The 17,592-nt window shown below is 61.5% G+C and carries 18 protein-coding genes; 7 read left to right on the forward strand and 11 right to left on the reverse strand.

What is annotated here, in order from left to right; translation table 11 throughout:
• Positions 1-17: 17 nt before the first annotated feature.
• The gene (locus CH290_RS27575; RefSeq protein WP_230620855.1) at positions 18-833 is read right to left on the reverse strand and encodes a DNA/RNA non-specific endonuclease; all 816 of its coding nucleotides are present in this window, start codon (positions 831-833) and stop codon (positions 18-20) included.
• A gap of 126 nt (positions 834-959) precedes the next feature.
• Here CH290_RS27575 and CH290_RS27580 point away from each other — a divergent pair, with 126 nt between their 5' ends.
• A complete protein-coding gene (locus CH290_RS27580) occupies positions 960-1,166 on the forward strand; it encodes a hypothetical protein (protein ID WP_027494117.1) in 207 nt (68 codons plus the stop codon).
• A 201-nt stretch (positions 1,167-1,367) separates the two neighbouring features.
• Entirely contained in the window at positions 1,368-2,357 is a 990-nt protein-coding gene (locus tag CH290_RS27585; protein ID WP_230620854.1) for a hypothetical protein, read from the forward strand.
• Between the two features lie 376 nt (positions 2,358-2,733).
• Here CH290_RS27585 and CH290_RS30995 read toward each other — a convergent pair whose 3' ends face one another.
• Positions 2,734-2,865 carry a hypothetical protein gene (locus tag CH290_RS30995; RefSeq protein WP_254924965.1) on the reverse strand — a complete coding sequence of 44 codons (132 nt, stop codon included), beginning with the start codon at positions 2,863-2,865 and terminating at the stop codon, positions 2,734-2,736.
• Positions 2,866-2,942: 77 nt separating this feature from the next.
• Positions 2,943-3,116, reverse strand: coding sequence for a hypothetical protein (locus tag CH290_RS30450; RefSeq protein ID WP_155295506.1), 174 nt, complete (start codon positions 3,114-3,116; stop codon positions 2,943-2,945).
• Positions 3,117-3,385: 269 nt separating this feature from the next.
• Here CH290_RS30450 and CH290_RS27590 point away from each other — a divergent pair, with 269 nt between their 5' ends.
• A complete protein-coding gene (locus CH290_RS27590) occupies positions 3,386-3,844 on the forward strand; it encodes a CGNR zinc finger domain-containing protein (protein ID WP_170947500.1) in 459 nt (152 codons plus the stop codon).
• Between the two features lie 129 nt (positions 3,845-3,973).
• Here CH290_RS27590 and CH290_RS27595 read toward each other — a convergent pair whose 3' ends face one another.
• Complete coding sequence (locus tag CH290_RS27595; RefSeq protein WP_033188153.1) at positions 3,974-5,164, reverse strand: MFS transporter; 1,191 nt, start codon at positions 5,162-5,164, stop codon at positions 3,974-3,976.
• 115 nt (positions 5,165-5,279) lie between these two features.
• On the opposite strand from CH290_RS27595, the gene CH290_RS31000 reads away from it, so the two are divergent.
• Entirely contained in the window at positions 5,280-5,846 is a 567-nt protein-coding gene (locus tag CH290_RS31000; RefSeq protein ID WP_033188152.1) for a TetR/AcrR family transcriptional regulator, read from the forward strand.
• Between the two features lie 231 nt (positions 5,847-6,077).
• Here the strand turns inward: CH290_RS31000 and CH290_RS27605 are convergent, their stop codons facing one another.
• A complete protein-coding gene (locus tag CH290_RS27605) occupies positions 6,078-7,484 on the reverse strand; it encodes a helix-turn-helix transcriptional regulator (protein ID WP_230620852.1) in 1,407 nt (468 codons plus the stop codon).
• A 134-nt stretch (positions 7,485-7,618) separates the two neighbouring features.
• Between CH290_RS27605 and hxlB the strand changes: the two genes are divergently transcribed.
• Together hxlB and hxlA are read left to right on the forward strand one after the other, a co-directional pair.
• Positions 7,619-8,200, forward strand: coding sequence for a 6-phospho-3-hexuloisomerase (hxlB, locus tag CH290_RS27610; protein ID WP_033188151.1), 582 nt, complete (start codon positions 7,619-7,621; stop codon positions 8,198-8,200).
• 52 nt (positions 8,201-8,252) lie between these two features.
• On the forward strand, positions 8,253-8,882 hold the full coding sequence (hxlA, locus tag CH290_RS27615; RefSeq protein WP_033188150.1) for a 3-hexulose-6-phosphate synthase: 630 nt from the start codon (positions 8,253-8,255) through the stop codon (positions 8,880-8,882).
• Positions 8,883-9,028: 146 nt separating this feature from the next.
• On the opposite strand, the gene zwf is transcribed toward hxlA, so the two are convergent.
• Positions 9,029-10,597 (reverse strand): glucose-6-phosphate dehydrogenase, encoded by a 1,569-nt coding sequence (gene zwf, locus CH290_RS27620; RefSeq protein WP_230620851.1) that lies wholly within the window; start codon positions 10,595-10,597, stop codon positions 9,029-9,031.
• A 206-nt stretch (positions 10,598-10,803) separates the two neighbouring features.
• Here zwf and gnd point away from each other — a divergent pair, with 206 nt between their 5' ends.
• Positions 10,804-11,703, forward strand: coding sequence for a phosphogluconate dehydrogenase (NAD(+)-dependent, decarboxylating) (gnd, locus tag CH290_RS27625; protein WP_033188148.1), 900 nt, complete (start codon positions 10,804-10,806; stop codon positions 11,701-11,703).
• 506 nt (positions 11,704-12,209) lie between these two features.
• Here the strand turns inward: gnd and CH290_RS27630 are convergent.
• From CH290_RS27630 to CH290_RS31230, 5 genes are all read right to left on the reverse strand, one after another.
• On the reverse strand, positions 12,210-12,671 hold the full coding sequence (locus CH290_RS27630) for a CBS domain-containing protein (protein WP_033188147.1): 462 nt from the start codon (positions 12,669-12,671) through the stop codon (positions 12,210-12,212).
• Complete coding sequence (gene fdhD, locus CH290_RS27635) at positions 12,668-13,540, reverse strand: formate dehydrogenase accessory sulfurtransferase FdhD (protein WP_052082980.1); 873 nt, start codon at positions 13,538-13,540, stop codon at positions 12,668-12,670. The genes CH290_RS27630 and fdhD overlap by 4 nt, the downstream gene beginning before the upstream one ends.
• A complete protein-coding gene (locus CH290_RS27640) occupies positions 13,540-15,843 on the reverse strand; it encodes an FdhF/YdeP family oxidoreductase (protein ID WP_033188146.1) in 2,304 nt (767 codons plus the stop codon). The genes fdhD and CH290_RS27640 overlap by 1 nt, the downstream gene beginning before the upstream one ends.
• Positions 15,844-15,918: 75 nt before the next feature.
• The gene (locus CH290_RS27645) at positions 15,919-16,833 is read right to left on the reverse strand and encodes a LysR family transcriptional regulator (protein ID WP_033188145.1); all 915 of its coding nucleotides are present in this window, start codon (positions 16,831-16,833) and stop codon (positions 15,919-15,921) included.
• Between the two features lie 397 nt (positions 16,834-17,230).
• The gene (locus CH290_RS31230; protein WP_141216162.1) at positions 17,231-17,563 is read right to left on the reverse strand and encodes a DUF3263 domain-containing protein; all 333 of its coding nucleotides are present in this window, start codon (positions 17,561-17,563) and stop codon (positions 17,231-17,233) included.
• Positions 17,564-17,592: the final 29 nt, after the last annotated feature.

The following is a 17,592-nucleotide window of genomic DNA, read 5'->3' on the forward strand; positions in this document are numbered from 1 at the left end:
GTTGACGGATCTGCCTGCTAGATAACGATGTCCGTGTGGGACGTCAGTTCTGTCCACCGCCCAAGTTCGAGCCGTGCAGCGGGCGCAAGCGCGTACCGATCCGCGGCGATGAGCTGGTTCATCGACAGCTCGGTCGCGCCTGCAATGTCTTCGATCGGGACCTGGAAGGTTCGATACGGGCCGAGTGGGGGAGTAGTGGTATCAGCTCGGGCGGGGCGTTCGAGAATCGGACCCAGCGACGGTGTTTGATCGAGAATGTATCCCGTCGCAGCGAGCACAGAGTCTTGTTCCCAGGCAGCGATTTTGAAGAACCGGCGCGGGATGGCCACGCCCCGGTACACCGGATCGTCGGCGGCGAAGATGCATCCGGAGAACACCGACAGCCGCTGCCCGTACTGCCGGGCGTGGTCGAGGACGTAGTCCTCCAGGCCGAGCCACAATGTTTTCGACTGGTTCAAGGTCGCGGTCTGCGGCGCGCACACGGTGTAGTGGAACGTGTCGGCGTTTGCCTGCTCGGCGACCGCGACGGTGCCCCATACGGGGTCGCGGCGGCGCACCAAATGTCCGCGGTCGAGATCGTTGCTGGCGTACAGCTCGGGGCCGGCCTGCTGGGTGGCGGGGAGGCGTGGATCGAGTTGCCAGTCGTCGCCGCGTTCGACCTCGCGTAACAGTGTGCCGTCGATGTTCACCGCGGTACTCGCGGCGAGACGCCGATCGGGATCGATCGCCACCGTGAAATGCGTGTACGGCAGCACGACAAGACCGGTGCGCGTGGGCGCACCGAGTTCGGTCGTGGAGAGGAACGTGGCGTCGTAGCCGGTAGGGGAGGTCACCGACTCAGTGAACCGGTCGATCGTGACGGGCACGTGAACACACCCTGTTCTCGGGCTTGGTTCCGTACCCTCGGATGGCGGCGCCCGAAACCGAGCGCCTGCACACGAGATCAAGGAGGCATATCCATGGCTGGAATCGCTGACAAGCTCGACAAGGCATACGAAGACAAGCCGCTCACCGAACTCGTCGACGCACCCGTCGAAGCCCTACAGGGCGTGAGCCCCGGTGACGCCGAGCACCTCAAGGCCGCGTTCAACATCACGACCATAGGCGACCTCGGACGCAACAAATACTTCCTGTGGGCGCAGTCGATCGCCAAGCTCGCAGAGTAGTTCCTCCTCACAACGTCGACGAGCCACAGGACCGCATGGGTCCTGTGGCTCTTGTCATCGATCAGCACGGTTACTGTCATCTGGCCACCAGGTTTCACCGTGGAGGGCAGGTGACGTACCCGGATAGGGCCGTGAAGATCCTGGTGAAGCGCCGGCGCCGCTGACCCTGATCTGTCGGTTCAGGCCGGTACCGTCGCACACGTGACATCGAGACAGGGCAGCGCGGTGAAGAGCTACCGCTACCAGTGGGCGCTGTTCGCCGACTGGTGCGCCGCCGCCGACACCTCGCCGCTACCCGCTACGCCGATCACGCTGGCGCAGTTCCTCGACGAGAACCCCGCCGGCGACACAGTCCAGCTACGCCGGGTCTCCGCGATCAACCGCGCTCACCTCGACGCTGGCCACCCCGCCCCAGGACGGGTCACCTCGCTACGGCTCGCATTGGACTCTGCACGCACCGACAAAACCACCCGACGGGCCGCGGCGTTTCATGCGATCGCGGCCGCATTGCCGACCGAAGGGTCGACGGCAGCATTGTTCGGGCGCCGCGACGCCGTACTCCTTCTCCTGGCCGGGGCGGGCCTGTCCTACAACGCTATTGCAGAACTCGACCGAGACGACATCAGCGTCGACGGAGGCAGCATCTGGATCGGCGGACACCACCGCATCCGCATCGACCCCCACGAGGTGACCGGCTTTCGGCCGGTCGAGGTGTGGGAACGGTGGAACACCGTCCTGCAGTTTTCCGACCGGTATCCCTCGACCGCGTTGCTCGCAGAGCGTCTGCAGCGCAACACGTTTCCCGACATGACCGGTCTGCCGCACCGCGGCGGTCCGGTCGCGGTCCCGATCGACCGGTGGGGTCACCTACCCTTGCCGGCCGCCGCGATGACCGCTGCCGAGATCGGATCGGTGATCGCCGCGCACCGCACCGGGCTCTCACCGCTGCACACCCCGCGGCGACGCATCACCAGACCACGCGCCGACGCCGAACAGATCGACATCGTTCGCCCCGAGCCCACACCAGCTGAACTCGATTCCGGGTACTACCGCGCTGGTGTCGACGCACGTCGACGCGCGCACACCGCCCTGGCCGATGTCCCGGACATGGTCGACGACGTCGAGGACCGGATCGAGGCACTGTTGCAGCGCACTCTCGATCTGCTCGGCGACGAGGCCACTCCCTCTTGATTCGCGCTGCGACCCGGCGATGGGAGGAGCGTCAAGGGGTCCTGACGGATCTACCTGACATAGGACCGGTTTATAGTTTGCCGATGACCGCGTCCTCGTATGACACCCCTCCCCGTACCCGATTGCGAGGTATCCGAGAACTTCTCTCTCGCGGGGGGGTGAGGCCGGCGCGGGCTTGTTCGGCCGGGTCGCGCCGGGGGGAGGGCTGAGGGAGATGGTGATGCTGACCCGTGATCCCAGCCTGCGGTGGACTCGAACACAATGAATCCCCGTAGCCTCGGGGCACAACCTAAAGTTGTTGTGCAAGTGAGTCGGCGCCGAGTTCTCGGTGGCCATCGCTGTGCATTTCCAGAAGCCGATTCATTCCGTCGCAATCTCACGTGATACGAATGCGCTTCACGTCGGGATCGGCGGCGTAGGCGAGTGCAAAGGTTCGTACGACGGCCGACGCTGCCTGTGCGATATCACCGGGCACCAGTCTGCCGTCGGCGGCCGATTCGGCCAGCACAGCGCACACCGCGGCAGACCGTTTCGAAGCTTATATAGTGATGGGTGATTAGATCCGAGAATGACCCCAATCTCGATTCACTCGACCGCCGCGTCGACGCAGGGTGCAAGGTCGATGAATAGTGCAGGAATATCAATGATGTCATCTACTTTAGTTGCACCATCGACATCGAAGGTCAAACCCTCATTGCCTGAGCCACCGCGATTGAACTCGTGATCAACACCGACCACCACAACGGTGATAGCGGTCAACGCCTGACCACCACTCTCACAGTGATCGCGGTCGGCGATACAAACCGACGACGTCGGCCTAGTCTAGGCGCCACTGGCCGCCCGCCAGTCATCTACTCCAACTTCGCCGACCCGATCGCCGCTACTGGCACGACAATCAGTAGGTCAACTTGATGCGTCATCCTACATTTACTAGTAGCTCGCGTTGGAATCTGCGCCCAGCGCCACGGGGCCTGTGCCTGCCACAAGAACTGTTGAACACCAAAAGTGTTGGATTGCGGTTTAGGGACATGTTGGAAACAACTGCAGTCGCGAACGACTGGTCGAAGGCAGCCCTGAAGCTCTGGTCGCAGCAGACCGGCCAGGTAGACCCCCAGATTCGTATAGAAGGGGGCGACTTAATGCAACTTCGCAAAGTCCGGGCGCAGTGCAACTCCTGGCTGGATGGACGCACAGACACCTTTGACGGTGCGGGGGAGTCGGTCAGCGTGGGGTTGGCGAAGGACGGTGTACTCCACTATCACCCTACCGCCGGTGGCGCACGCGGCCTGGCCTCGTTGATCACGTTAGAGCTACTACTGGCAGCACAAACGGGTATGCTGATACGTTTGAAAACGTGTGCCGCCCCGGAATGCCGCGTTGCATTTTTCGACGAATCGCGCAACTCTAGCCGAAAATGGCACGACACAAGAACATGCGGCAATGCCGCGAACCTCAAAGCTTCACGCGCTCGTCGCCGCCTTCTGTGAACGCCAGCCTTGCTACTCTTTCAGAGATAGCCTCACAGAATAAGTCTGACCTACTGTCGTAAGTGCGCTTTCGTCTCGACTCCTGTCGCATCCCAGTCGCCGGTTGCATGCGAATCCAACGGCTCACGCTCAGCGCGAAGTGACCGTCGTCTTCTTGGACGTGCGGCGTTTCTGCGTCGCTGGAATCAGCACCGCTGCGGCGATCACAACGACGATGGGCGCGAGGAGGGCGCCTCGCAGGCTAAACATCTCGCCGAGGAACCCGAGAGAAGGAGGACCGACGAGGAATGCAATGTACCCTAATGTCGATACGAATGACACCCTAGCTGCCGGGTTCGGGCCGGAGTCGCCGGCGAGCGATATCGCCAGTGGAAATCCGAGCGAAGCGCCGAGGCCCCACAACACCACAGCGGCACCGGCAGCCACCTGATTGTTCACCACTGACACGAGCAGCAGGCCCAGCGCAGCGAAAGCCGCGCTGGCGGTGAGCACTTCGCTTCGACCGAAGAGTTCGACAATCCTGCCGCCGCAGAATCGGCCGATGGTCATGGACAGCGCAAACGCCGCATACACCATCGATCCCATTGACTGATCGAACCCGTGTTCGTCCACCATGATCAAAGGGAGCCAATCGTTGGCGGTGCCCTCTGCCAGGGCGAGAGCCAACACTACGAAACCAATTGCAACGAGCTTGGTGTCTTTCCACAGAGGTCCGGCTTCGACGAACAGGGGCTCGTTCTTCGGTACTCGCGAAATTCCAGTGCCTGCAGGCAGTACGCCGATATTGGTGACCAACGCGAGAAGCGCTGCAAGGCCGACGACGGCCAAGTGCAGTACGACGGAAAAGTCGATCCACGTGAACACGATGCCTGCTGTAGCGCCGAATACAGTGCCCAGGCTGAAGAACCCGTGCATCGCCATCAGAAAGGGCTTGCCGGTCCGAGCTTCGACGTCGGCGCCCTCGATATTCATGGCGACTTCGGCCGCGCCCATTCCTATTCCGAATACGCCGAGTCCGCCCATGACGATCGGCGCGATCGACAGAGCAGACCCGAGGCCGATGACGAACATGCTCGCAACGATGCCCGCCATCCCGACAGCGATGATCGGTTTGGTTCCGAACCGAGACACCAGCGATCCGGAGGACAAGATTCCGAGCATCGCTCCGAGTGCTAGGCCGAACAGCACCAGGCCCATCTGGCCGGTGCTAGCGGAGAGGCTGTCACGAATTGCAGGAGTTCTGGTCACCCAGGTCGAAATGGTCACGCCCGGAATGAAGAACAAGATGCACAGAGCTGTCTTGCGCCTGGCAATCGACATAGAAGGACCTCCGGTAAGCAGAGCATAAATTTGTACATCTGTACATCTTTAAGAATGTGTACAAATGTACACTGCTATTGCAATGTACGAAACCTGTCCGAAGGTGAGGTCGAGCATGGTCGAGCAGAAGCGTGGCGTTGAACGGCGTGATCTGATCACGAGCGCCGCGCTGCGGGTGATCATCGCTCGTGGTGTCCACGCGACCACTCACCGAGCGATCGCCGTGGAAGCAGGTGTTCCCCTCGGTTCTCTGACCTACTACTTCGACGGGTTGACTCAGCTGATCGAGGAGACATTCGCAAGGTTGTACGACGAAATATCCACGACGCACCGGCTAGCGCTGGAGACCGTGAACAGCAGAGACGGGGCGGTGGACGCCGTCACCGACATGATCTGCGGTACCCATGGTCCGTCCGACGAGCAACTGCGGGCCATGATCGAGCTGTATACGTACGCGAACCACAATTCAGCCGCAGCCGAGATCTGCGTTCGATGGCTGCAGACAACGCACGACGTTCTGGCTCCACACTTTTGTGAGCACGCCCTGGAGGCGCTGGACGCACTCATCGAAGGCTGGGGAATACATCAGCATTTTCGAGCCGAACCCGCTCAGTGGGACATTGTTCGGGCCGCGGTAGCGGCAATCGCCGCCGCTCACGATGTCGGGGTGTGCACGAAGTGACGCTGATAAGCGGTCGACGGCTTCTGGACCTATTGTTCGAGTCGCCACCCATGGGTCGCCGAGGTCCGATTGTAGTTGCGATCGACGGGCGTGGCGGCTCGGGTAAATCGACTCTGGCAGGATCGCTCGTGGCGACGTCTACGTGGTTGCTTCCGACGATATTGCTTGACACCATTCTTTTTTCGATTGGGCGGATGCAGCGCGTACTCACCTTTTGACGCCACTGCGGACTCAAGGCGCACCGCTCGAATGGCGGCCGGTTCCGTGGATGGAGCACGGTCGAGCAGGGTCCATCGTCGTACCCCGAGGGACCACGATGGTGCTGTTCGAGGGAGTCGGGACGACCGTGTCGGCCCCAGCTCGCATTCCGGCTTCCATACCCAATGCACCAGCTTCTCCGCGGGTGGTGACGTCGAGCTTTTTGAGGATGCTTGCGACGTGAAACTTGACTGTGCTTTCGCCGATGCCGAGGTTCGATGCGATGTCTTTGTTGCGTTTTCCGATTGCGAGGTAGCCGAGAACTTCTCTCTCGCGAGGGTTGAGGCCGGCGAGGAGTTGTTCGTCGGGTCGCGCTGCGGGCGGGTCGAGGGGGATGGTGATGCTGACCCGTGATCCCCAGCCAGCTGTGGATTCGAACGTAATGAATCCTCGTAGCGTGTGGACACGGCCAGAGAGTTGTTGTGCGAGTGCGTCAGTCCCGAGTTCGCGACGGCCGTCGTTGCGCACTTCCAGAAGCAGATTGGTTCCGTCGCAATCCCATGCGATGCGAATGCGCTTCACATCGGAATCGGCGGCATAAGCGAGTGCGACGGTTCGTACGACGGCCCGTGCTGCCCGCGCGACTTCGCCGGGTACCGGTCTGCCGTCGGCAGGCGGATCGACATATTCCACAGTAATCGACGACTGGCCCAGCAGCGGTGCGAGTTCGCCCCTCAAGCGCGCGAAGGCGGTAGTGACGGCTTCCTGAGCGAGCTCGCGGTTTGCCTCTTCGATCGAGCGCAGCTGGACGAGCGCGACGGAAGCGGTGTTGCTGGCGGTCTCCCTAGCTCGTCGGTCGTCGAGGTCTTTTGATCGCAAGGTCGACAGTACCGAGGTCAGAGTGTCGACGTGAACGTCGACCATCTCCGAGATCGCGCGGGCACGTTCACTCGATGCGGCCAAGGATTCGGCGAGATACGCCGGACTTGCTTGGACTACCTGGTGCCGGATCGAGGTAGCGACGATGCCGAACGCGGCCGCGACGTCGGAAGCTGTGTCGAACGTCGTCGCGGTTGGTTTGGGCACGATGACCAGCAACGTGTCTGTCGCGTCGTCGAGTAGGGCAGCGACACGACGAGCAGATCCGGCCAGTGTGACTACGCCGTCCAACGTTCGGTCGCCTCCACGAAATTGGTGATCCTTGAGATCGTCGAGTTCCTTGATACTCACGTGGTCGACGATGGCGGAGTCGCCGCTGACTTTCCGTGGCCGGCCGGTGCATTCTCGGGTGAAGATGATCAGCGCGGTGTGCGGGTATCGACTGGCCGTCCAGCTGGAGAAACGACGCGCGATGTCCACCAGAGGTCCGGACACCACGTTCCGAAGCGCCTCCAGTGTTGCGCCGGTCGTGTAGGAGTGCAGTTGTTCGGAACGGGTCACCCCCGCAGCGTAATGGCAACCCCGGCCAGTTGGAGTAGTCGTTCGGATAGTTCGAACTAACCGTTGTACGGAGTTCTTTTGCGACGGGATGGCGGGAGTCTTGATCTCGGATTCATTCGAGAAAGGGAACGCCGATGCCACCGACCAGCACTGAAATCAATCGAGGTTTCGCCTCTGCCCGCACGATCGTGATCGCAGAGAACACTCGATTGTTGGACGATTTGGATGCAGCCGAGTGGGACGCGGCGGCACGGTTGATCTCCGACGCGCGTGCCGTCTTTGTCATCGGCAACGGACGGAGCGGTCTGGCAGCGCAGATGGCAGCGATGCGCTTGATGCACCTGGGGCTGCAGGTGCATGTCGCCGGCGAAGTCACCGCACCTGCTGTTGGCGTCGGCGATGTGGTGATCGGGGTCTCCGGTTCGGGCACGACTGGCACCGTGGTCGCGGCCGCGGACACTGCGAGCAAGGTCGGTGCATCGGTCGTCGCGGTCACCACGGCACCTGGTTCGCCATTGGCCGAGCGCGCTGATCGTGTCCTTGTGGTGCCGGCTGCGGACAAGCAGGACCACGGCAACTCCATCACCGAGCAGTACGCCGGCAGCCTGTTCGAACAATCGGTCCTGCTCGCCTTCGACTCATTGTTCCAGTCGTTGTGGAGCAGTCGTGCGCAGAGCGCGGAGAACCTGTGGTCGCGTCACGCGAACATCGGTTGAAGCCTTACTCGGACATCCATCTTTCAGTTCACCCTTCGACAGAGGAATACATATGACCAAGCTTCAGGTTGCCGTCGATCTTCTCACTACAGCAGATGCTCTCGCCCTCACCCACAAGGTGGCCCCGTACGTCGACATCATCGAACTCGGAACGCCGTTGATCAAGAGTGAGGGTCTGCGTGCGATCAGCGCGATCAAAGCGGCGCATCCAGACAAAGAGGTCTTCGCCGACCTCAAGACCGCCGACGCAGGCTTCCTCGAAGCCGATATCGCGTTCTCTGCCGGTGCTGACATCGTCACTGTCCTCGGCTCGGCGGGGGACGCAACGGTCAAGGGTGCCGTCGAGGCAGGACAAAAGCACGGCAAGAAGGTTGTCGCGGACCTGATCGGTGTCGCTGACCGTGTCGAACGCGCACGCGAACTCTCCAAGCTCGGCGTGGCGTTCGTCGAGCTCCACGCCGGTCTCGACGAACAGGCCCAGCCGGGCTACTCGATCCAGACCCTGCTCGACGACGGCAAGATCGCAGGAGTGGCGTTCTCCATCGCGGGCGGAGTGAAGATCGACACCATCGCGGCAGTGCGTGATGCCGGCGCCGATGTAGCGGTCGCGGGCGGTGCGATCTACAGCGCCAAGGATCCCGCCGCGGCAGCAAAGGCACTCAAGGACGCTTTGACCAACTAACGTATCCACGCCTCATGATGGCCCCGCATCCACTCACGGATACGGGGCCATCATTGTGTATTCACCACGGCCACCGATGGCCGGTCGGAGCCTGACGAGATGCCATCCATATGCCGGGATGCACGGGTGCAGATGCGAAAGCTCGGTCAGCTGACCGGGCGCCAGCTCCGCCCAGATCCGGACAGCATCTTCTCGGCTGCGGCAGGCCCTGGCGATCCGGCCGGGTACGATTCCGGTCGCTCGCTGGTAGACCAGGAGTCGATCACTGGATCGACTATCGCCCAGGACAATTCGATCTCCCGCCGTGTCGGGAACAGGGTGGCATCGCCGCGTAGGACATCGAGAATGAGTCGCTCGTAGGCGTCTCGGTTGGCCTCGTCGTAGCTGCGAGGGTAGGTCAAATCCAGATCTACCGATGCCAGTGCCATACCGTCGCCCGGCTGTTTCGCATTGAGCTGCAACGTGATGCCATCGTTGGGTTGCACCCTGAACACCAATACATTCCCGGCGGGGTCGCCCGGTGCGAACCCGTGTAGTCGGTGGGTCGGGGCCGCGAACGTCACCGCTATTTCCGTGAAGCGTTTGGGCAGTCGCTTTCCCGCTCTGAGGTAGAAGGGGACGCCGGCCCAGCGCCGATTGGCGATGCCGACTGTGATGGCAGCGTAGGTTTCAGTCGTCGAGCGCGGATCGAAGCCGTCTTCGTCGATGAGGGCGATCGCTTGATCTCCGTTCATGTCGAGTCCGCGGGTGTATTGGCCTCGTGCCGTGGTCTTCTCGAATGGACCGAGAGCTGTCGCTGCACCGAGAGCCTTCGCTTTCTCGGCTGCGATGGAATCGGCGGTGAGGTTTAGAGGCTCCTCCATGGCGATGAGGGCGAGCAGTTGCAGTAGATGGTTCTGGATGACATCTCTCGCGGCGCCGACTCCGTCGTAGTAACCGCCTCGCCCGGCGACGCCGATGTCCTCGGCCATGGTGATCTGGACGTGGTCGATGTGGCGGTTGTTCCACAGCGGCTCGAACATGCCGTTCGCGAAACGTAGCGCCAGAATGTTCTGGACCGTCTCTTTGCCGAGGTAGTGGTCGACGCGATAGACCGAACCGGTGTCGAACGTCGCCGCGATGGTCCGCTCAAGCGCAGTGGAGGTGGTCAGATCTCGACCGAACGGCTTTTCCACCACCAGCCTCCTCCATCCTCGGGGAGATCGGTGTAGTCCGACCGCGTGTAGCTGGCGGCACACGATCTCGAAATATGCCGGTGCGATGGACATGTAGAAGCTGCAGTGATCGCCGCTTGCGTGCTCGGTGATCGTGTCGAGTGTGGACTTGAGTAGGCGAAAGTCGTCGGTGCTGTCGAAAGACCCGTCGATCAGGTGCAATCGTTCGGTGACCCAGCCCCATACGTCCTCGTCGAAACCACGTCGAGCACCGTCGACGACCGCACGGCGCAGGACGTCGGTGACGGATGCGAGGTCGTCGTTGTCGTGGCGGGCAAACCCGACCAGTGTGAATCCGTCAGGCAACATCCCTCGATGGGCGAGGTCGTAGATGGCGGGTAGAAGTTTACGTCGGGACAGATCTCCGGTGATGCCGAAGATCACCAGGGTCGACGGGTCTACCGGTGCGGTCGATCGGTGCGAATTCGGCGCGGCGAAGGTGTTCCAGTTCGAAACACCCGGCAGTGTCGGCGCACTCTCGATCGCATAATCAGTACTCAATGCAGCTCTCCCGATGAAACAGATGCGGCGGAGGTCGATCGCCCGACGGAATCCCTCGTCTGGACCCAGTCTCTCGGCGGAGCGGTCCGAAAGCACTCCGCCGAGTTGAGGGATGCCGCTGTCACAAAGGTGGGGTGACAGTCGCTGCGGGCACAGTGAAACATCGACGGGGACATCAGTGCGATGGAAATGGAGTTTGCCCTGATATGCGTATGGCGATAGTGGGTTTGGGAAAAATGGGTTCCGGCATGCGCGAGCGCCTTCGTGTGGGCGGCCACGAGGTGGTCGGCTTCGACAACTCCGGCGATTCCAGTGATGCCGGGACCTTGGCAGAGGCTGTGGACATGCTCGGGGCCGGCCCGAAAGCGGTGTGGGTCATGGTGCCGGCAGGCCGCGCTACTCATGCCGTAATCGTCGAACTCGTAGCGCTTCTGGGTCCTGGCGACCTCGTCGTCGACGGCGGCAATTCGCGGTTCACCGATGATCGAACACACGCCTCCCTGCTGGCTGAGCGCGGCATCGGGTATCTCGACTGTGGGGTATCGGGCGGGATCCGTGGTCAACACGAGGGATATGCGTTGATGGTGGGGGGTGAGTCTGTGTACGTCGAGCGACTGATGCCCATCTTCGATTCGTTGCGGCCACCAGGGGTTCGCGAGAATTCGTTCGTGCACGCCGGTCCGGTCGGGTCCGGTCACTACGCGAAGATGGTGCACAACGGGATCGAGTACGGCTTGATGCACGCCTACGCGGAAGGCTTCGAGCTCCTCGCGGCGGAGCACTCGATCGCCGATCCTGCTGCGGTAATGAAGGCGTGGACTTGTGGAACGGTGGTTCGATCGTGGCTTCTGGACTTGTTGGTCTCAGCTCTTGCTGCGAGTCCCGATCTGGCTGAAGTCTCGGGTTACACCGAGGACTCCGGTGAGGGGAGGTGGACGGTCGAGGAGGCGATCGCTCACGCAGTACCGGTACCGGTGATTTCAGCGGCGTTGTTCGCGCGCTTTAGCTCCCGGCAGGACGATTCACCGGCAATGAAGGCTGTCGCCGCCCTCCGTCAGCAATTCGGTGGGCACACTGTCCAACTCGCCCTACCAGCGTCGAGGTAGGCCGATCGGAGGAGGGGGACAACCCTTCTGGGGCGTCCCCCTTCTCTGTTGCCTTGGTGCGGATGATTCCGAACAGGTGGGTGTGCCGAGGTCAGGAGGCGGTCACCACGATCTCCCCTCGACCGCTACCTTCGATGATCTCCCGGGTCCCGGTCGAGAGACGCAGATCGAGACGATGGTCGCTGTGCAGCGCGGCGAGACAGGTCGACACTGCGGACGGCGGCATCCAGCGATGAGACGGTTCATAGCTTGGAGAACGGTGCCGCGGAGGGCCTTCTTCCGGCGACAGCAGCGACTTTCAGACCGATGAAACTGCGCCAACGACAACAACCGACGAGCACTGGTTCAGCTCCAAAGTAAATCTGCTTGGGTGGCGTACGCAGGTAGCGGATTTCATCGAATGTGACTCCCTGCATCCGGATGGCTCGGTCGAGGTGTATAGCCGTTCTTTGGCCGTAGCTCTGCCATTCGACCTCGTCGTACTGAAGGCGCACATGTAAACCGGGCTACCGGCTGGTGCTGGGTCTCAAATGCAGGGACGATCCTCGTGCCCGGACATCGTCGTCGCTACAGAATCCGTTGCCGCTTCGCTTCAGGCATAGCAAACCCACCACATGGAGGTGCTCATCGACAACCGCCAGTCGACGAATCTTCTGCAAGGACATCCGCGATAGGATTTCAAGTGCAGGCTCGTCCTCACGAATGCAGCGGCCTTTCATGACCGCGAACACTAAGGCTGAGCAGCAGTGTTGTGTGTACCCAATTGGCAGGTCAGTCCGGGTCAATGTTGCTATCAAGCGTCGCTGTTCGACCACGAGAAGCATGTGCACGTGGTCGTCGGCGAAGAGCTCCTGAGCCCGACCGACCGATATCGTCGAGTCAACGATTTTCGGGCGGGTGATCATCACATCCCGAACCTGAACTGCGTTCGCAATGTCTGCGTCGATTCGGTTCAGTTCGGCACTCATTCTGGCCACAATGCTCGATTGGAAGCGGGTGCCGTCGAGGCGAGATCTCGTCGTACCCTACGGTCGTGAGTGTAGAGGTTCATGCTCTGTCCGCGAAGAAATCCGATTAGTGTCAGCCCGGCTTCCTCGGCGAGATCGATTGCCAGGGAGGACGGAGCTGACACAGCAGCAAGGACGGGAATACCGGCCATCACCGCCTTCTGCACGAGCTCGAAGGATGCGCGCCCACTGACCATGAGGATGCTGTCGCCCAGCGAATTTTGGTTCTCTACCAGCGACCAACCGACCACTTTGTCGACTGCGTTGTGGCGACCGACATCTTCTCTGATGACGAGCAGGTGCCCGTTCTGGTCGAAGAGGGCGGCGGCATGAAGACCACCTGTGGAGTCGAAAGCTTTCTGCGCGTCCCGGAGTCGATCTGGGAGCGTCGCAAGCGTAACCACGTCCACGCTGGTTGTGTCACGTGCCGGTGAGTGTGAAGTCTTCAGCCGCACGGCGTCGAGCGAGGCCTTACCGCACACCCCGCACGACGATGTCGTGTAGAAGTTACGTTCGACGTTCGCTTTGGGCGGGGGCACTCCGTCGGCCAGGATCACATCGAGAACGTTGTAAGTGTTGAGGCCGTCGTCTCCGAGGCCGTCGCAGTAACGGGCCGAGACCACGTCGTCGGCGCTCCTGATGACGCCCTCGGTCAGCAGAAAGCCGTGCGCGAGTTCGACGTCATGGCCAGGTGTGCGCATCGTGACGGCAAGGGCGGAGCCGTTGACGCGAATCTCGAAGGGTTCTTCGACAGCGACTGTGTCCGGCCTCGCAGTGGCGTGCGGTCCGCGTATACGCACGATGGGACGGCGGGTAGTGATTCGCCCCATCAGGGTCGACGCTCCAGCCGGATCAGGATCGCCTTGCTCACCGGCGTGTTGGATTTGTCGGCGACGTGATCGAGGGGAATGAGGGGGTTGGTTTCCGGGTAATACGCCGCGACGTTCCCGACAGGGGTGGGGTAGGCGACGAGTCGGAAATTGTCGGCGCGTCGTTCCTCGACGACACCGTCGTGTCGCGCCCATTCGGAGATCAGGTCGATGTGGTCCCCGTCCCGGAATCCCAACGTGTCTATGTCGCGGGTGTTTATGAACAGAACTCGCCGGCCGCCCTTGACGCCGCGGTAGCGGTCGTCAAGTCCGTAGATGGTGGTGTTGTATTGATCGTGGCTACGCATGGTCTGCAGCATGAGGTGACCGGTCGGCACCGGGAGCCACACGAGATCGTTGACAGCGAAGTTCGCTTTGCGGGTGTGGGTGTGGAAAGTGCGTGAGTCCCGAGGTGGGTGAGGGAGCCCGAAGCCTTCTTTCCGGCGAACCTTGGTGTTGAAGTCTTCGAACCCTGGTACGACGCGAGAGATCGAGTCCCTGATGAGATCGTAGTCTCCGGCGAACGCTGTCCATGGCACCGAGTGCTCAGGGCCGAAGAGTGATTCAGCGATGCCGCACACGATAGCGACCTCGGAGCGCATGTGCCGACTCGATGGTGTCAGGCCGCCGCGGGAGCGATGAACCATGGACATGGAGTCCTCGACGGTGACGAACTGTTTGCCTGTGGATTGAATGTCTTTGTCGGTGCGGCCGAGGGACGGAAGAATCAGCGCGCTGCGGCCGTGGACGAGATGGCTGCGGTTGAGTTTGGTCGAGACCTGCACGGTGAGTGCGCAATTCCGGAGCGCGGATTCGGTCACTGCGGTGTCCGGGGTCGCAGAGGCGAAGTTCCCGCCCATAGCAACGAACACCGATCCGGGGCGCTCGCTCATCACTCGTATCGAGTCGACGGCGTCGAGGCCGTGTTCTCGGGGAGAGGTGATGCCGAATTCGCTGTCGAGCGCGGCAAGGAACGCTTCTGGCATCTTCTCCCAGATACCCATGGTGCGGTCGCCTTGGACGTTGGAGTGTCCGCGGACTGGGCAGACACCTGCGCCCGGTTTGCCGATCATGCCCCGCATCAGCAGTAGATTGACGGCTTCTTCGATTGTGGCGACGCCGTGGGTTTGTTGGGTCAGTCCCATCGCCCAGCAGATGATGGTCGCGTTGGATCGGATCAGCGCGTCGGCGGCGTCTCGGAGCTGAGCGTGGGTGAGACCGGTTGCTTCCAGTACTACATCGAGGTCGACCCGGCGAATGTGATCAAGCCAAAGGTCGAATCCGGCGGTGTGGTTGTCGATGAACTCTCGGTCGAGAACGGTCCCCGGTGCCGCGTCTTCGGCGTCGACGAGGAGCTTGCCGAGGCCTTGGAACAGTGCCATGTCACCGCCGATGCGGATCTGCAGGAAGTCGTCGGAGATCTTTGTCCCATCACCGATGACGCCGTTGAACTTCTGCGGATCCTTGAATCGCAGCAGTCCGGCTTCGGGGAGTGGATTGATGGCGATCACGCGGGCGCCGTTGGCTTTGGCTTTTTCGAGGGTGGAGAGCATGCGGGGGTGATTGGTGCCGGGGTTCTGGCCTGCTATGAGGATGAGGTCGGCGTTCTCGATGTCGGGTACCGAGACCGAGCCTTTGCCGATACCGATCGATGAGGTCAGGGCGCTGCCGGAGGATTCATGACACATGTTGGAGCAGTCGGGCATGTTGTTGGTACCGAACGAGCGGATCATCAATTGGTACAGGAACGCTGCTTCGTTGGAGGTGCGTCCGGAGGTGTAGAAAATGGCGTCGTGTGGGCTGGCGAGTGCGTTCAGTTCAGCGGCGATGAGTCGGTGCGCGCTGTCCCAGTCGATCGGTTCGTAATGGGTGGCACCGGGGCGTAGCACCATCGGGTGGGTGAGGCGGCCCTGCTGACCGAGCCAGTACTCGGTGCGTCCAAGTAGGTCCTGAACGGAGTGCTGTGCGAAGAATTCCGGGCCGACAGTGCGTTTGGTCGCTTCCTCCGCGACGGCCTTGGCGCCGTTTTCGCAGAACTCTGCGTGCTTGCGGTGTCCGGGGGTCTCAGGCCATGCGCATCCGGGACAGTCGAACCCTGTGCGCTGGTTGAGCTTTGCCAGTGACATGGCAGTGCGCGTGGCACCCATCTGCTCGACGCCGCGCTGCAGTGAGACCAAGACTGCGGGGATGCCGGCGGCGTACTGCTTGTTCTTGGTGACCACGACACTGTCTTCGTCGTATTCGTATGTGTCTCGACGAGTCATCGGCGGTGCACCCTCTCGGAAGTGGTTGCCTTCGAGCGTGCACCAGATGCGGCCACTGTGTCCAAGATGCGACTCCTACCGATCGATAGGAGACACCGATGACGTGCGGTCGAGGGTAGACGCGGTGACTTCGAGGGCTTCGACGAGAATCGACGACGGTCCGTCGACTCGGGTGATCAATCCGACCACTGGCGCTGGGAGGTTCGGGGTCAAGGGTGTGTATCTGAGGCCGGGCGGTTCGCCGAACACTCGGGACCACATCTGGGGAACGACGGCGGCCCATTGGCCGGTTTTGACGTGCGCGTACAGCGTTGCTACGGAGTCGGTTTCGATGCGTGCAGATTGTGTCACGCCCTCGTATGCGAAGTGTTCGTCGAGGATGCGCCGGCCTCGCATAATCGACGGTAGCGTGCACATTGCGAACCTGGATGCTTCCGACCATGAGATTTCGGATCGTCTAGGGGAGGTCGGATCGTCTGCGGTCAACAGCATGTACTGCTCGCGGTAGATGGGGAAGCAACGATAGTTTTGCTGTATAGGGTCGTCAAGATAGGTGATACCGCCGTCGAGTTCGAATCGGTCGAGTCGCGCTGCGATGTCCGACGCCGACAGATCGCCCGTGAAGTGGACCGAAACGAGAGGGTGTCGCACGGCCAGCGGACTGGCAATGTCGGCGGCCGCGGCCGAGGCTGTCGGAATCACCCCGATCCGTACGACGCCGGTGACGCCCGACCGTAGGCTCTTTGCAGCCTGGTGGAGGGACTGTTGGGCATCGAGGATTTCTCTGGCCCACCGTACGATCTGCAGGCCTTCAGGAGTGAGGCCCTCGAACTTGTGGCCACGTACGATGAGCGGCAGGTCGAGTTCGATCTCCAGCTTGCGGATGGCCTCGGACAGCGCCGGCTGCGACACTGCGCACGCATCGGCAGCACGGGTGAAGTGTTTTTCGCGTGCCAGTACGACGAGGTACTCAAGTTGCCGAAAGTGCATCTGTCCATAGTTTCACTCAGACGATCGCGGTCCTGCCTGCCATGAGCCAGTTCGAACTAGATAACGTTAATTTCTTGTACACATTACGAACGCAGCAACGTGAAAACGTCTATGAGGAACCCTGCATTCCAAGGGTGGCCGTATTGTTCCGTGCTCTGTGATCCCACACTGGGATGCAGCCGCTGTCGGCGATTCCCAGACGGCGCCGTGTTTTGGGCGGCAATCGTGGTCATTGGGCTAATGAGCTACCCGGAATCTACAGGCCAGTCGGTTGGGCTGAGAAATATACGCGAGAATAGGGTTCCTCGGAATCGAGACGGGCCATCGTCTGCCTTAGGGGCGGCGTCGATTTCAGGCGGTGGGGACTCGTTCCGCTTGCCGTGAGTGTAAGTGTGAATCAGGGGGGCGCACTTCGAGTGCGCCCCCGACTGGTGCGGGTTGGCCTGAGCCTTCGACTTGCAGTGTGGTCAGGTGTGAGACCGAATTCGTTCGAGATGATCCGCACCGCGGTATAGAACTCGTCTTTGCTCATTCCGTAGTCGACCAGAACGTCGCTGGACCGGACACCGCCGTATGGCGCCCACCGGCGCGCGTGTTCGAGCATATGGCGTTCCTCTGACGACAACATACGTAGCGGGCCCGAAGGCACGTCCTCTGCGCTCGTGTCTATGGGCGCCATCGACACGAGCGCGTACGTTGCGCGTTCAGCGACTCTCATCGATGCGGCCATCAAGTTGTCCTCTTGCGTCTGGTGTGCGT

Source organism: Rhodococcus sp. 06-156-4 (genome assembly GCF_002259345.1).
In the GTDB taxonomy this organism is placed as follows: domain Bacteria; phylum Actinomycetota; class Actinomycetes; order Mycobacteriales; family Mycobacteriaceae; genus Rhodococcoides; species Rhodococcoides fascians_E.